Raw genomic sequence first — 16224 nt, forward strand, 5'->3', positions numbered from 1 at the left:
ACTTCGAAGATGTGATTCTTGCCAGGCTCTTCCAGGGGCAGATGAGCGGGTTCTACATCGATGTCGGCGCTTGGGATCCCAAACGTCATTCCGTGACGAAGCACTTTTACGACCTGGGTTGGTCGGGCGTGAACATCGAGCCGGTCGCGCGCCAGTACCAGTTGTTCATCGAAGAAAGGCCTCGAGATCAGAATCTAAACGTCGCTGTGGCGGATGTTTCCGGACAGCTACGGTTTTACGAATGTAAGGAGCTCACGTCCCTCTCGACCGCAAGCGACGTGCAAGCTCAGGAGCTGCGGCGGGCGGGATACGATGTCGTCTCCTACGATGTGCAGGTTGTGACGCTCGAGGACGTCATTGCTCGCTGTGAAGATCGAGCAATCGACTTTCTGAAGGTCGATGTCGAGGGCTTCGAAGCGGCGGTCCTCCGCGGCATTGATTGGAGCAGGCGCCGCCCGCGCGTGCTCGTGGTCGAAGCGACCTTGCCGAGTGTCAAAATCGAGGACTGGGACCAGGTCGACAGCATCCAGAACTGGGATAGCTGGGAACCGGCCCTGCTCGCGTCAAACTACGAGCTTGTCTGGTACGACGGCCTGAGCCGCTTCTATTTGCGCAAAGAGGATGCCGTCCTCAGAAAGCGCCTTGCGCTTCCGCCATGCGTCCATGACGGTTTCGAGCTTGCGGAAGTGCATGAACTCAAACGCACTCATCAGATGCTGATGAAGGAACGCGAAAACGTTCTGAATGCGAATATAAGGTTGGAAAGCGAACTGAGATCCGTCGAGTCCGACCGAGCCGAAAAGGACCGGGTGATCGGCACTCTTGATGGACAAGTAACCGAGCTGAAAGGCAATCTGCTGACGCTCATGACTGAGCGCGAGGGCGCTTTGGAGGCGAATGAGCGACTGTCGAGGGAGTTGCGAGCCGTCGAGTCCGACCGAGCCGAGAAGGACCGGGTGATCGGCACTCTTGATGGGCAAGTAACCGAGCTGAAAAGCAATCTGCTGACGCTCACGACTGAGCGCGAGGGCGCTTTGGAGGCGAATGAGCGACTGTCGAGGGAGTTGCGAGCCGTCGAGGCCGACCGGGCCGAGAAGGCCCGCATTCTTGATGGACTCGCGGAAGAGGTTACCGGGCTGAAGAATACGCAGCAGCAGCTGATGGATGAACGGCAGAATGTCCTCGAGTCGAATCAACGCTTAGAAGGCCAGCTACGCGCCGTTGAGCAGGACCGGGCCGAGAAGTCGGATGTGGTCGCCCGTCTCGCTCGGGAAATTGCCGGGGTGACCAGCGAGCGGGACGTCTTGCTCAGGGAACGAGAGGATATCTTAAGCGCGAGTGGACGGCTGGAAGGCGAGTTACGCGCCATTGTAACGGACCAAACCGAAAAGGCGGCCGTCATCGGCCGCCTCGTCGAAGAAGTTGCGGAACTTAAGCGTGGTAAGCAGGCACTTCTGGACGAAAAGGAGCGCATCCTTATCGCCGGCCAGCGGCTCCACGCCGAACTCGCCGTTGCTCGCGCGGATGGGACGAAAAAGTCGGAAGTGATCGACCGCCTCAGTGCCGATGTCGAGCGGCGAGCAGTCGAGAGCACGATTCAATCCCATAAGCTGGTTGCCAAAGATCAAGTGCTCGAACTCTCGGCTGTTCAAAATCTCAAGAGTAAGGCGGTGCTCGGCGGCTTTGGAGACCTTCTTGTACGGCGCCAGCACAAGTCACCGGCGTACGGCGACTACCACCCGGCTGAAACTGCCGGAAGCGGCCTGCACGTAGCGATCGACACCCTCGAAATCGTCTTCGGGGTATCGGGTGGTGTCGAAACGTACATGAAGATGCTGACCAGTGCCCTCGTTGAGAGTGGTCGGCGGGTTACCATCATCTGTCTGCCGGACCAAATGGCTGCGCTGCGAAGGCTCTTTGGCACGAAGGTCGGCTACTTCGTGATGCGCAAGAGCCGCGCCGTTGGATTGGCGATCGAAGTGCCCAACCGGATTCTCGGAGCCAGGCGCAGGTTGAGTGCGGCGACTTCGATGGCGACGTTCTCGCGCCTTCGAGAAGACATCGGAGTAGACCTTCTTCACAGTCCTGTGCAGATCTTTTCAGTGCTCGATTTCCGCGTCCCATCGGTACTCAACCTGCACGATCTCCAGCACTTGCACTTTCCCGAGAACTTTACGCCGTCGGATATCGATGCCCGCAATCGGCTATATGGCCTGTCGGCATCTCTAGCCGACGCGATCGTGGTGTCCTCCGACTTTGTTCGCAACGATCTCGTCACGCAAATGCAGGTGCCGCCAGCCAAAGTGTTTACGGTGCCTGTTACCTGGGATCCGAGGGTCGTTGAAGGTCTCGGCGGGTTCAGCGTCCAGGATGCGACTTCACAGTACAAGCTACCGCCGATATATGCGGTGTATCCGGCGCAGTTCTGGCCGCACAAAAATCATGCGCGGCTCGTGAAGGCGTTGCGCATAGTGCGCGATAAGCGCCCCAACATCGACCTGAAACTCGTCTTCACCGGCTATCGCGGGCATTCGGGTTGGCCAGCTGTCAAAGCGACGATCGAGGAGCTGGGCCTTGAGGCTGATGTCATTTGTCTCGACCATGTTCCTGTCTATCATCTTGCGGCGATCTATAAGGGCTCGATCTATTGCGTGATGCCGTCGACGTTCGAGGCGTCGAGCTACCCCGTCATTGAAGCTCAAGCGCTCGGGGTGCCCGCGATGTGCTCGGATGTCACGTCGCTGCCGGAATTGGTGCGCGGCGAGGCCGGCCTGCTGTTCGACCCCTTCGATGTCGAGGATATCGCAGCAAAAATGCTGCAATGGCTGGACGATCCCGAAGATCGCGGGGCTCATGCCGCGCGCGCTCAAGCGAAGGCAGCTCACGAGCATAGCGTCGAGCGATACGTGAATGGTCTCGCGAAAGCCTACGAGCATGCCTGCGGGGTGAGGGAACGCAAGGGGCACGCGGAAGTAGCCGTGCCTGCGTAAGTGTTGGAAATGCGACGCGTGGCGGAGCTGCGTGTTTTAAGTTTAATCATTAAGTGACGATTGCAGGAAATGAACATTCGATTTCAAGTCTCCAAGCCTGTCTTGTGTGGAAACGAGCGGCGCTATGTCATCGACGCCATCGATTCAGGCTGGATATCCAGTACCGGGACTTATCTGACAAGGTTCGAGCGGGCGATTGCCAAGACTCTTCAAGTCGACGAGTGTCTATCCGCGAGCAACGGAACGACGGCACTTCACTTGGCATGCCTGGCGCTTGGATTGAAAGCGGGCGACGAGGTCATTGTCCCTTCGCTCACCTACGTCGCGTCGGCCAATGCTGTTCGGTATTGCGGCGCCAATCCGGTCTTCGCCGATTGCGACGCGAAGACATGGAATGCAACCGCCGAACTGATCGAGAGGGCTTGGACACCACGAACCGTTGGCGTTCTGGCCGTTCACCTCTACGGAATGCCGACGGACATTGGCCAGATTGCAGAATTGTGCCACCAGCGTGGGGCATGGCTGCTCGAGGATTGCGCGGAGAGCCTCGGTGCGACGGTCTTCGGCAGACCCACCGGCAATTTCGGCGATGCCTCGACCTTTAGCTTCTACGGCAATAAGACGATCTCGACCGGAGAGGGTGGCGCCGTCTACGTCCGTGATCCCCAGCGTAGGCGGCACGCGAGGATGCTACGCGGTCAAGGCATGGATCTTGAGCGCAGGTACTGGCACCCCATCATGGGCTACAACTACCGAATGACCAATATTGCTGGCGCAATCGGCCTTGGTCAGATCGAGATGCTCGACTTTCACCTTGCTGAACGTCGGCGGATCGCCAAACGATACCGGGAGCGTCTTCGTCCCCTCGAGGCCGAAGGGCTGCTGCAGCTTCCGGCGCAGGTCGCTGGATATGAGGGGACGCACTGGCTCTTCTCTGCGGTGCTGAACGCCGGCGGCGAAGCGCGCCGAGCGACCATCATGCATCACTTGGCCAGTGATTACGGAATCGAAACTCGGCCGTTCTTCGTTCCCATGCATCACTTGCCGATGTATTCGTCCGAGCATCGGCTTCCCGCCACGGAATTTCTGTCTGCCCATGGCATGAATTTTCCAACCTATACAGGTCTCCGCAACGACGAAATCGACGAGATCTGCGAGGCAATTGGCCACTTGGTGCGCACCGTGCCGTAGCTCGGCGCCGTCATCCAACAACGCATCGGGCGCTTGGATCGCTCTGATATCGGAACTGAGTCATGAATGATCTAGAGCGTAGTCTCGCATTTACGCCCAAAGCAGAACAGATCGCGCATCTGCGGACGTTACCGCGCGCAGAGCTGCCGAGCTTTGCCGTTGTTATCCCATCATTCAATCAGGCAAAGTTCATCCGCGAGACTCTCGAGTCCGTGCTCGCGCAGGATTACCCCAACATCGAGATTTATGTTGCCGACGGCGGGTCGACGGATGGATCCGTCGAGATCCTAGAAGAGTACGCCCGGACGTATTCGGAAGTTCTCAGGTATGACAGCCGGCCGGATGGAGGCCACCATCACGGCGTCAACAAGGGCATCGCTAATACGGCCGGGGACATCATCGCCTGGATCAATTCGGATGACGTCTACCTACCCGACGCGTTCTGGAAGGTCGCGACCTTCTTTCACTACAATCAAATGGCCATAGTCGTTTATGGCCGTAATCGATATGTGGACCGGGATCTCAGGCCAGTCGTTGACTATCCGGTCGATTGGAGTCCGCTGCTTTCAGAGCAGCGGCGACGAATGATGCACTTCTGCCTTGTGCCGCAGCCATCCCTGTTCTTCAAACGAACAGCGGTAACGCTGTGCGGCGCGCTTAATTCCAAGATCCTGGATTATGAGCTCTGGATGCGTTGGCAGGATAATGTTCCGTTTTACTTTTGCGACGACTACTTTTCGATGTCCCGGCTGCATGATGACGCAATTACGGCCAATGCCGACCGAAAATTGCTCAGCGGGATTTGCGAGACGGTCCACCAATATTACGGAGTCGTACCGTTCAGCTGGGCCTTCAAATATGCGTACACGCTTGAGCACGGCGCAGCCTGGTCGCGCGGCGAGTCTCCTCCAGCCGGGCGCAAAGTCCAGCTCATGGCCCGCTGGCACTGGATGGCGATGAATTTGCGCTGGTCGCCGCGGCTCGCTTCACGATCCATACGCAACTTCAGAGCGTGGGCGGCCCAGGTTCGCCGCGTCGCAGCTTGAGGGGAGGCATTCCATGTCGAAGGCAGAGATCCCGATTACAGTCGTTGTGCCATCGTATAATCAGGGCCGCTTTATCGATGAGACACTAACTAGTCTCCTCGACCAGGGCTATCCTGCCCTCGAAATCCTTGTGATGGATGGAGGGTCGACGGATGACACGGTTGAGCGGCTGAAGAGGTACGGCGACCGTATCACCTGGATCAGCGAGAAGGACTCTGGACAGTCCGACGCAATTGCCAAAGGGTTTGCGCGGGCGCGTGAGGGCTGGATCACCTGGCTCAACTCAGATGACGTGCAGTGCAATCGGGCGCTCTGGGCGGTGAGCGATGTCATCGCGCGCAATCCAGACGCCGATGTCGTGGTCGGACAAGGCCATTACATGGATGCCGATGGGAAGAACCACAGGCCTTATCCAACGATTCCCGTCGGTCCAAAAATCGATGTTGCGCGCCAGATGTTCGAGAAGGGCTATGTCGCTCAACCTTCGATGTTTTTCCGCAAATCTGCCTATGTAAAGGTCGGTGGCTTAAATCGCGCGTTACAGTTCTGCATGGACTACGACCTGTGGACGCGTTTTGCGCTTGCAGGCTGCCGCTTTGCTGCGTGCGATGTCGACATCTCCGGAAACCGCTGGTACGCGACGACCAAGTCCGCCGGGCAGACGCTCGAACTTCTATCGGAAGTGGCAGCCATGCAAGTCAGACATTTTGGCCGAGTCTCGCCATATTTCGTGCAGGCGGTCAGCGATAATCTCTACCAAATCTTGCACGGAAATCACTACGGCACCAAGCGCCATTTGCTGTACCGCCTGCTCTATTTCAAGACCGTATGGCTGTGGCTGAATGCGCACAGCCCGGCATACTGCCTGCGCGGCCTCTTCACAGAAACAATCGCAAAATCGGGCCCTCTCGTTGGCGACCGACTGACCGTCGGTGACTACTGGCGCGGTTTGCGGAAGGCCGTTAGCAGACCGCGGGTCGCGACATGACGGCGAACCTGGAAATCATCAATCCGCGGCCGGGCCATACGCTGCTGCTGGCCGACCTGTTTGCTGTTATCGCCGCTGATCCGCTGAGCCGTCGATTTCACCCGCATCCGTTCACGCCAGCCGAAGCAGCTCGCATCTGCAGCTACCGTGGGAAGGATCGATATCTGGTGCTCCGGGCGGACGATCGGTTCCTGGGCTATGGCATGCTGCGCGGCTGGGACGCGGGCTTCTCCGTTCCAAGCCTTGGCATCTATGTTGTTCCTGAACTGCGCACGACTGGCGCAGCGCGACTTCTGATGGAGCATTTACATCTGACGGCCCGGCTATCAGGCGCCAAGCAGGTCCGTTTGAAAGTCTATCCCGACAACATTGCCGCGCACAGGTTGTACCTGGCGCTCGGTTACTGCTTTTCTGATCTGCACGACACGGATCAGCTTGTCGGCATTCTCGAGTTGTAGCGCTGGATTCCTGACGAACTCGAGAGCCTTAAACACGATGCCCTTCGGACCAGAGTTGAAGACGATCCTTCGTCAGGTCAGCGGTTTTCGGCTTGGTCAGCTCCAGGCCTACCGGCCGCGACCGATGAGCATATCCGTGTCCGAGGGACGCCCCGTCTACATCAGTCCTCTCTCTATTTCGATCGTTACGCCCGTGCTGAACCAGGCCGCCTTTGTCGGCCAGACAATCGAGAGCGTACTTGGTCAACTCGTCTCGCCTCTGGAATACGTCGTTATAGATGGAGGCTCCGTCGACGGCACGCTCGACGTCATCGCGCGCTACGGAAAGCATCTGAGCTATTTCGACAGCCGAAAGGATAGAGGTCAATCGCACGCGCTCAACAAAGGTTTCGCCTGGACAAAGGGAGATATTCTCGGCTGGGTCAACGGTGACGATCTTTTGCTTCCCGGCGCACTCGAAACAGTTGCTCGTTTCTTTGCATCGCATCCCGAAGTCGATGTGGTCTATGGTGATCGCATTATTATTGACGGCGAGGGCAGAGAGACCGGCCGCTGGATGTTGCCAAGTCACTCAGACCGGATTCTCTCTTGGGTTGATTACGTCCCCCAGGAAACACTTTTCTGGCGGCGACGCCTCTGGGAACGAGTTGGCTCGTACATCGACGAGTCGTTCCAGTTTGCGATGGACTGGGACCTCCTGGTCCGGTTCCGCGATTGCGGCGCGCGCTTCCATCACCTGCCCCGGCTCATCGGAGCGTTTCGTGTGCATTCCGCTCAAAAAACAATCGCGCAGTTCGATGTCGGCTTGGAAGAAATGAACCGCATTCGTGCGCGCTGCCTGGGTTATGTGCCTTCATCCGCGGCAATGAGGCTTGCCGTGCTCCCCTATGCGCTTCGCCATATCGGTAGAGAGTGGCGGTCACGTCTGATGTTAACCCACGCCACGAGGCGCAGTCCACCGCGCGAGCGTCAACAAGCCGGCATGTGAAGAAGAATTATTAAAGATTTATGCAGAAAGGACAGCGTCGAAATGAAAAAGGCAGTGATCACTGGCATTACAGGCCAGGATGGTGCGTACCTTGCCGAGCTACTTCTCTCGAAGGGCTATGAGGTGCATGGCATCAAGCGACGCACCTCGCTCTTCAATACCGACCGAATTGACCACCTGTATCAAGATCCTCACGAGACGGGCCGCCGGTTCATTTTGCACCATGGCGATATGACCGACTCGTCATCATTGGTTCGTATCATTCAAGAGGTGAAGCCAGACGAAATCTACAATCTTGCCGCGCAAAGCCACGTCGCTGTGAGCTTCGAGGAGCCGGAATACACCGCAAATTCTGATGCTCTGGGTCCGCTGCGCGTGCTTGAGGCCATCCGAATTCTGGGACTGGAGAAAAAGACGCGCTTCTATCAAGCAAGCACATCTGAACTCTACGGGCTTGTTCAGGAGATTCCACAGAGAGAAACAACCCCATTCTATCCACGTAGTCCTTATGCGGTTGCGAAGCTCTACGCGTATTGGATAACCGTCAACTACCGCGAGGCTTACGGCATTTATGCCTGCAATGGCATTCTCTTCAATCACGAAAGCCCAATTCGGGGCGAGACGTTCGTGACTCGCAAGATTACGCGAGGGCTGGCCCGCATCAAGCTGGGTCTGCAAGATTGCTTGTTCCTAGGCAACCTTGATGCAAAGCGAGATTGGGGGCACGCGAAAGATTACGTCGAGATGCAGTGGTTAATGCTGCAACAGGACAACCCGGACGATTTCGTTATTGCGACCGGTGTGCAATACAGCGTGCGCCAATTTGTTGAAACTGCTGCGAGCGAAATCGGCTTGCGAATTGGTTGGAAGGGCACAGGCATCGACGAGCGGGGTTATGATGCCGACGGCAAGTGCATCGTCGCCGTCGATCCTCGGTACTTCCGGCCGACGGAAGTGGAAACGTTGCTAGGCGATGCCTCGAAGGCGCAACACAAGCTCGGCTGGAAGTCGAAGATCTCCTTTAAAGAGCTCGTGAAGGAAATGATCGGCGAAGATCTCAAAGCCGCGGAGCGCGATGAGTTGATCAAGCGGCACGGCTTTAATGCGTTCGATTATCACGAGTAGCGCGATGAACAAGTCGAGCAAGATTTATATCGCGGGGCATCGCGGCATGGTGGGCTCCGCGATCGTGCGGCGGCTTCTCGCGGCCGGATATGAAAATTTGGTGACCCGTTCGCATGCCGAGCTGGAGTTGACCGATCAAGCAGCGGTTGGCAAGTTTCTTGCGCGAGAGGAGCCCGACTACATCTTCCTGGCGGCGGCTAAAGTCGGTGGCATTCATGCCAACGATAGTTTCCGGGCGGAATTCATCTACCAGAACCTCATGATCGAGGCGAACATCATTGATGCGGCTTGGCGGGCCTGCGTGCCACGTCTGCTGTTCCTGGGATCGAGCTGCATTTATCCCCGGGAATGCCCGCAGCCGATCAAGGAGGATTATTTGCTCACCGGACCACTGGAGCACACCAACGAGCCGTACGCGATCGCCAAGATTGCCGGACTCAAGCTATGCGAAAACTATAATCGACAGTACGGCCTACGATATGTGTCGGCGATGCCAACCAATCTGTACGGCCCAAATGACAATTACGATTTGAACAACAGTCACGTTCTACCGGCCCTCATCCGCAAGGCGCACGAAGCGAAGCAGCGGGGCGATTCCACCTATCCGGTATGGGGGTCGGGACAGCCACGACGCGAGTTTCTATACGTCGACGACATGGCGGACGCGTGTGTGTTTCTGATGGAGCGCGATGACATCAGGGAGGGCTTGTTCAACATCGGGACGGGCGAGGACAGCGCGATTTCCGAGCTCGCGCAAACCGTCAACGAAGTGGTCGGATTCAAGGGATCAATTGTTTTCGATCCGACCAAGCCCGACGGAACGCCTCGCAAGCTTCTTAACGTCGATCGGATGCGCGAAATGGGCTGGTCTGCGAGAACCGGCCTCAAGGAGGGTATCCGCAAAGCTTACGCCGACTTCCTACAGCGAGTACCCAAAAACCGGGCTTGAGTGGCTGCCGACGTCTACGGCAACGCCTGACGCCCAGTTGGCGCATTCCTACTTGACCGATCGATCAGCCCGTTCGGGAAGCTCTGAGCATAACAATGACGTTTTTGCCAATGGGAGGGGACGCTTATGTCGGATTGCGCGACCTACAGAGTCGCTTTATTCATCGATGGACTAAGTTTGTACGCGAGCGCCAGGGCGCTCGGCTTCGATATTGATTATAAGCGATTGCTGAAGCGGTTCGAGAGTCACGGCAGGCTCCTACGGGCCTTCTATTATAGCCGGACGATTGAGAACCAGCAGAACTCGTCGGCGCGGCCCTTCATCGACTGGCTCGAATACAATGGCTTCACGCTCGTGACGAGGCCGGCCAAAGAGTTCGTTGACTCGTCCGGCAGGCTCAAATTCAAATGCAGCATGGATGTCGATCTAGCCGTGGATGCCATGGAGATGGCCCCTCACGTCAATCGGATCGTTCTTTTTTCGGGCGAGGGCAATTTCCGCCCGTTGGTCGAGGCCCTGCAGCGGCGAGGAGTGCACGTAACCGTAGTCTCGACCGCAGCGACCCAGCCGGCAATGATAGCCCACGAACTGCGGCGCCAGGCTGACGAGTTTATCGACTTGCTCGAGCTAAAGCCGAAAATTGGCCGTATCGTGCTCACGCGGCAACGCGTAGCATCAAGCGCCGATCCGTCCCGGTCGGTGAACGGCAACGAGCCCGCGATCTAAGTGATCCGTTGTTTCGCTGCTTGCCGTCTCGTTTAGCGCCGAAGGCGGCCAATCATATTGGCGGATCCCTGTATTGTAAGCATTGCAATCGCGAACAATGGAAACGGGAAGCAGAGCAGTGCTGCCTCCCACCAATACCAGCGCCAGCCGTAGAAAGCTCCGTAGAAAGCTACTCCGGCCGTGATTATCGATCCTAACGGGATCGCCCCGAGGACGATAAAGCTAACCAGTCCAAGGAGAAGTCCGAATCCGAGCCAGAGCTCAATTCCCTCAAAATAAGCCGCGAGCTGCACCAGTCCCAGAAGCGCATAGATCAGAAACCACGGCATGAAAATCCCCTTGATTAACGACGAACCTGCCACTCGGCTGTTGATTGTCTAAACTGAGCTTGCGACAGGCAGTCAGTTCGCGTTTCCCTTATCGAATCTAGCGCTCACAAGACCGACCCCAAGCTTGCGGGGATCTTGCGATAGGGCGAGCTGTTGAGGCGATTTGGCGAGTGGCATCCGCAAGTCAATAATGAGGGGGTACCCGGGCGCAAGGCGAAGTCCATCGAGCGGGACAGCGATGGCGTTCGTACCCTTTCGGAATGTAACGTCGGCCAGCTTCATATTCTGTGACCAGAACTCGACCCTTTGTTCGGGGCTTCTTTGCGTAATGAATGCTCTGCACTCTATGACGAGTCTTGGCTGGTCGGCGGGTACGCTTCCGATCATAAATCCAAGCTGCGCGCGATCGCCGTCTGACCAGATGCCCCAAGGCTCCGGGTTCGACCAGCCCTGAATGAGAGCGCCTCTGTTCTCGCCGTTTTGAAACGTCAGGGCGTGGCGATCGTCGAGGCGCGGGAAACGCGCTACGTCATAGCCAAGGCCCGGAAGAAAAAGATCAATAAGGCGCAGGGTGCCGAAAAAGGAGCCTGAAAGCACGGCGACGGCAATGAAAAGCCAAAGCAGGAGTTGGCGAAGGCCGGGCATGGGTTGACGGGGAGTTTGAACACGCGAGCGTGGGAATTGCATGGCGACGTCCTGGGTCCTTTCAGCCCCGGGCACTAACGATCTCTGAGTCGGACGGACGCTAGTGCGCTACCGAACACGGCGGAAGCTTATTAGGAGTGAGGCGCACGATCGTCCATCAGGATTGTGAGTCGGCGCGCATGATTATTGTCCGGTCTGAGCAGCCTGTCCCGATCGCAAGGCGTAGTGCAGTTCGGCTCGCCGCTTTGCCCTGCCGTCTGGAAACGCAACTTTTTGCGTCTAAACTCGGGAAAGATGATGGTTTCCTATCTCAAATGGGACTAGCCGGGTTGTCCAGAGCGATACATAGGTTGGCATCCGCTATTTTGCCCTGATCGATTTGCGGTGCAGGGCGAGACGGATTGCTGACGACTTTAGTAAGCGGAACGTTTGATTTTCTTATCACGTAACCAAAATCGTACATCTGGACGTTGAAAAGTGGGGTGGGTCATGCGGATCGGTAAAATGCAGACGCTCGACGACTCTTTCGAGGATGCAGGTTCCGCTTACATGGCGCCACCAGTTGAGAAGTCCCCTGCTACTCAAGTCCCGGATCAAAGCAGCCAGTCGAACACCTCCAACACGGAGACCGCCTCCTTTCAGGGCAGCGGTCTGGTTTTTGTGAACACCTGGGGGGCTGGAGCGAGCGCGCAATTCCAGAATATCGTGATCAGCGCCGAGCAGTATCTTTCCCAGCTATTTCCGAACGCCTGTACCGTCCATTGCACGTTTGATCTCCAGTCCCTGAATCCGGCCTATTCGGGCGAGAACTTTTTTAATCCGGTCCACGTTTCCTATGCCTCGTTCGTGAGTGCGCTCCAACAGCATGCACAAACCGCTACAGGGCACGCAGCTGCCAATGCGCTGGCCGCGCTCTCCGACCCCACGCACGGAGCTGGCCTTAACGTTTCGATTGGCGAAGCGCGCATTCTGGGCCTCGCCAGTGCGGGAACCGGCACTGACGACACGATCTATCTGAACAACGTCTACTGGACAGCTTCTGCGCTGCAAAACAGCCCAAATGATGCGAAGGCGGTCATTCTTCACGAGTTGACGGAAGGCATCATGGGCCGCGTCGGCGGCCTCGGGAAAGGTGGCAACGGTTGGGCTCCGATGGATTTCTTCCGCTACACGTCCGGTGGACAGCATGATTACACCGGCGGCTCCGATGGTCTGAATACATTCTTCTCGGTCAATGGCAGCAATATTTCTACTCAACTGCAGTTTCATGCATCCTACGCTAACGGCACAAACGACGGCTTCGATCTTGCCGATTGGGACGGTGTGCTGGGCGATTCCAACAATCACGACCCATTTGGACCGGGCGGCCCCGGCGTCGGCGATCCGGGCGTGCTCTCGGCCGAGGATATTCAGATCATGCAGGCGCTCGGGTGGGGCGTACAAGCCCGCACTCCGAAAGACTTGAATGGGGACGGCATCTCGGACGTTCTGTTCCGCAACAATTCGACGGGGGACTGGGGCTTTGAGGCGCTCAATGGGTCCGGCGGCGGCACCTGGCATGGACTGAGCCAGACCTCGGCCGCCTACAGTGTCGTGGGCGTCAGCGATTTCAACGGGGACGGTGTTGCTGACGTGCTCTACCGGAACAACAGCACCGGCGATTTTGGTGCGGCTCTGTTCGATCACAATGGCAATGCGACCTGGCAACCGCTTGGTGGATCCTCGGCGGCCTACAACGTTGTCGGAGTTGGCGACTTTAATGGCGATGGTATTTCCGATATCCTGTTCCGCAACAATTCGACGGGTGATTGGGGCTTCGAGGCGCTCAATGGGTCCGGTGGCGGCACATGGCATGCCCTAAACCTCACCTCAATTGCCTATAGCGTGGTCGCGGTTGGCGATTTCAACGGCGACGGCGTCGCTGACGTTCTCTACCGAAACAACAGCACGGGTGATATTGGCGCGGCCCTGTTCGATCACAGCGGTAATGCGACCTGGCAGCCGCTTGGTGGGTCGTCCGCAGCGTATAGCGTCGTCGGAGCGGGCGATTTCAATGGCGACGGCATTTCGGACATTCTGTTCCGAAACAACACGACCGGTGATTGGGGCTATGAGGCGCTCAATGGGTCCGGCGGCGGCACGTGGCACGCACTGAACCAGACCTCAAGCGCCTATAGCGTCGCCGAAGTTGGCGATTTCAACGGCGACGGCGTCGCTGACGTGCTCTTCCGAAACAACAGCACAGGCGATTTTGGTGCGGCCCTGTTCGATCACAGCGGCAATGCGACCTGGCAGCCGCTCGGTGCCTCCTCCGTGGCATACAATGTTGTCGGCGGCACGAATTGGACCTGAGCCTTTCGTGCGTTTCAAGGGCGTCGCGTTACAGACGTGCTTACCCAGGCTGAGCCTGGAGCAGCTGTAACGCTTCGTACTCGACTGTGTCTGCGTGTTACCTTCATTCCAAGCGAGACAAATCATCTTCTCCGTGGAGCACGACGTGGCATCCATCGCGGATTACCCTGGGCTCCAATTCGGCTCGGTTAGCGCGACGTAGGCGCTTGCAGGTATCGGTATCTCTTAGGAGCGTTTCTTGCACGACAAGGTTCGCGTCGACCCAGGTTTGGCTGCGCTTTGCGGGATTGCGGCCTATTACCGGATCGCGGTCGATCCAGCTACCCTCGCGCGCGAACTCGCACTCGTAGCTGGCGCCGGCCCAGGCGACGTTGTGCGGGCAGCCAAGTTAGCGGGCCTGAAAGCGCGGCTCGTGAATAGGCCCTCGATCAGGCGTGTCGCCAGCATGCCACTTCCGGCCATCATCCGCTTCGATGGGAGCTTTGTTATTCTCGGCGGAAGGAGTCCGTCTGGACTCTTCAGCATCGTTGATCCGATCACCCGGACCAACCGTGAGATGCGCCTCGACGAAATCTACGCTGCAATGGATGATTTCGTCCTGCTGGTACAGCGCCGCATCGGGGGCTCGGGAGCAGATCCAAGGCGCTTCGGCTTTCAATGGTTTCTGTCCGCGGTCTGGCGCTACCGTAGGCCGCTGCTACACGTTGTCGTGGCGTCCTTGTTTGTGCAAATGTTTGCACTTGTGACGCCACTCTTCTTTCAGGTCGTGGTGGACAAGGTTCTCCCACACAAATCCTATTCCACGCTCCTGGTGCTGGTGGGCGGTATAGCGGCAGTCGGCCTTTTCGATGTCGCGCTGCAGTACCTGCGGACCTACGCACTCGCGCATACCAGCAACCGGATCGACGTCGAATTGAGCCATCGCCTTTTCGGCCATCTCTTGCGACTGCCGATCAACTACTTCGAGAGCCGCTCCGCTGGTCAGACCATCGCGCGAGTTCGTGAGCTGGAGACCATTCGAAATTTTTTGACTGGGCAGGGTCTCTTTTCGCTTCTCGATCTTCTCTTTGCCTTCGTTTACATCGCCGTGCTGGAGGCGTACTCGGTCAAGCTGACTTGGACCGTGATCGCCGCGATCCCGGCCTATCTGGCGATCGCCATGATCGTGCGACCGCCGCTTAGACAGAGAATCAACGAGAAGTTCAACCTGGGAGCTGCGAGCCAGCAGTTTCTGGTTGAAGCCGTTGTCGGAATCCAGACCATCAAGACCTCTGCGGCCGAACCGTTTGTGAGGGCACAGTGGGACGAACGGCTGGCCGCCTATGTTCGGTCCGGGTTCGGAGCGACAAAGCTTGGAGCTGGTGGACAGAGCGCTATCCAGTATGTTTCCAAACTCTCCTCGGCCCTGCTGCTCCTGTTCGGCGCACAAGCAGTCATCGATGGCGACCTGACCATCGGTGGACTGGTCGCATTCAACATGATTGCCGGCCAAGTTGCGCAACCCATTCTACGACTTTCGCAGTTCTGGCAGGACTTCCAGCAGGTCCAGATATCGGTCGAGCGGCTGGGTGACATTCTGAATGCCCCGCCGGAGTATGCATCGGCCGCGTTTGAGAAAATGCCACCCTCAAGCGGCGCGATCGCATTCAAGAACGTGACATTTCGCTACGCGGCTGGCCAGCAGGACGCGCTCAAGGATATCAGCCTCACCATCAATTCAGGGGAGGTTATCGGGATTGTCGGTCCGTCGGGCTCTGGCAAATCGACGCTCGCCAAGCTTATACAACGTTTGTACCTCCCGACCGGAGGAGAATTGCTGCTGGATGGTAGAAACCTCAGCCACATCGATCCGCTGTGGCTTCGGCGGCAAATCGGTGTGGTGCTTCAGGAAGGCACACTCTTTAATCGTACGATCCACGAAAACATCGCATTGGCGAACCCAGGAATGTCGCGATCGCAGGTCATTGGGGCGGCACGCCTTTCGGGCGCGGACGAGTTTGTCTCGAAGCTTCAGCAAGGCTACGACACCATGATCGAGGAGCGCGGTGCCAATCTGTCGGGCGGTCAACGTCAGCGCCTTGCCATTGCGCGGGCATTGGCGACAGATCCGCCGATTCTTATTTTTGACGAAGCGACGTCCGCTCTGGACTACGAAAGCGAGCAGATCATCCAGGCTAACATGCACTATATCGCCCGTGGCAGGACCGTCATCATCATTGCTCATCGCTTGATGACTGTCCGGCATTGCGATCGAATTGTCAGCGTGGTTGATGGGAGGGTGGTCGAAACAGGCACGCACGATGCGCTCTCGCAGCGCCCTCGGGGCTTCTACGCCCGCCTATGGGCACTTCAGAACAACATGGCCAAGGACCAAGCGGCCGTTTGATGAACGCGCGCGCACCCATGCCTACGGCGCAGTCTGGTCCACCTCGCGTTC

General features: G+C 57.6%; 13 protein-coding genes. 11 read left to right on the plus strand and 2 right to left on the minus strand.

The features are described 5' to 3' along the window. Positions 1–41: 41 nt before the first annotated feature. The 9 genes from ACVIGB_RS01555 (at position 42) to ACVIGB_RS01595 (ending at position 10461) form a co-directional block, all read left to right on the plus strand. Positions 42–2990, plus strand: a complete 2949-nt coding sequence (locus ACVIGB_RS01555) for an FkbM family methyltransferase (protein WP_456717412.1) — start codon at positions 42–44, stop codon at positions 2988–2990. A gap of 69 nt (positions 2991–3059) precedes the next feature. Then, the gene (locus ACVIGB_RS01560) at positions 3060–4181 is read left to right on the plus strand and encodes a DegT/DnrJ/EryC1/StrS family aminotransferase (protein ID WP_456717411.1); all 1122 of its coding nucleotides are present in this window, start codon (positions 3060–3062) and stop codon (positions 4179–4181) included. Positions 4182–4243: 62 nt separating this feature from the next. Then, on the plus strand, positions 4244–5227 hold the full coding sequence (locus tag ACVIGB_RS01565; RefSeq protein WP_456717410.1) for a glycosyltransferase family 2 protein: 984 nt from the start codon (positions 4244–4246) through the stop codon (positions 5225–5227). A gap of 13 nt (positions 5228–5240) precedes the next feature. After that, positions 5241–6215: a glycosyltransferase family 2 protein gene (locus ACVIGB_RS01570; RefSeq protein WP_456717409.1), complete on the plus strand. Its 975-nt coding sequence runs from the start codon at positions 5241–5243 to the stop codon at positions 6213–6215. Further along, complete coding sequence (locus ACVIGB_RS01575; protein ID WP_456717408.1) at positions 6212–6673, plus strand: N-acetyltransferase family protein; 462 nt, start codon at positions 6212–6214, stop codon at positions 6671–6673. The genes ACVIGB_RS01570 and ACVIGB_RS01575 overlap by 4 nt, the downstream gene beginning before the upstream one ends. 55 nt (positions 6674–6728) lie before the next feature. Beyond that, positions 6729–7661: a glycosyltransferase family 2 protein gene (locus ACVIGB_RS01580; protein ID WP_456717407.1), complete on the plus strand. Its 933-nt coding sequence runs from the start codon at positions 6729–6731 to the stop codon at positions 7659–7661. Between the two features lie 42 nt (positions 7662–7703). Continuing rightward, positions 7704–8786 (plus strand): GDP-mannose 4,6-dehydratase, encoded by a 1083-nt coding sequence (gene gmd, locus ACVIGB_RS01585; RefSeq protein ID WP_456717406.1) that lies wholly within the window; start codon positions 7704–7706, stop codon positions 8784–8786. Between the two features lie 4 nt (positions 8787–8790). After that, the gene (locus tag ACVIGB_RS01590; protein ID WP_456717405.1) at positions 8791–9735 is read left to right on the plus strand and encodes a GDP-L-fucose synthase family protein; all 945 of its coding nucleotides are present in this window, start codon (positions 8791–8793) and stop codon (positions 9733–9735) included. A 126-nt stretch (positions 9736–9861) separates the two neighbouring features. Beyond that, on the plus strand, positions 9862–10461 hold the full coding sequence (locus ACVIGB_RS01595) for a LabA-like NYN domain-containing protein (RefSeq protein WP_456717404.1): 600 nt from the start codon (positions 9862–9864) through the stop codon (positions 10459–10461). A gap of 32 nt (positions 10462–10493) precedes the next feature. Here ACVIGB_RS01595 and ACVIGB_RS01600 read toward each other — a convergent pair whose 3' ends face one another. Further along, positions 10494–10790, minus strand: coding sequence for a hypothetical protein (locus ACVIGB_RS01600; RefSeq protein WP_456717403.1), 297 nt, complete (start codon positions 10788–10790; stop codon positions 10494–10496). Between the two features lie 72 nt (positions 10791–10862). Further along, complete coding sequence (locus tag ACVIGB_RS01605; protein ID WP_456717402.1) at positions 10863–11477, minus strand: DUF7024 domain-containing protein; 615 nt, start codon at positions 11475–11477, stop codon at positions 10863–10865. Positions 11478–11939: 462 nt separating this feature from the next. On the opposite strand from ACVIGB_RS01605, the gene ACVIGB_RS01610 reads away from it, so the two are divergent. Then, positions 11940–13787, plus strand: a complete 1848-nt coding sequence (locus tag ACVIGB_RS01610) for an FG-GAP-like repeat-containing protein (protein WP_456717401.1) — start codon at positions 11940–11942, stop codon at positions 13785–13787. A gap of 238 nt (positions 13788–14025) precedes the next feature. Continuing rightward, entirely contained in the window at positions 14026–16173 is a 2148-nt protein-coding gene (locus ACVIGB_RS01615; RefSeq protein WP_456717400.1) for a peptidase domain-containing ABC transporter, read from the plus strand. The last annotated feature ends 51 nt before the right edge of the window (positions 16174–16224 follow it).

This window comes from Bradyrhizobium sp. USDA 4341, from assembly GCF_054063755.1.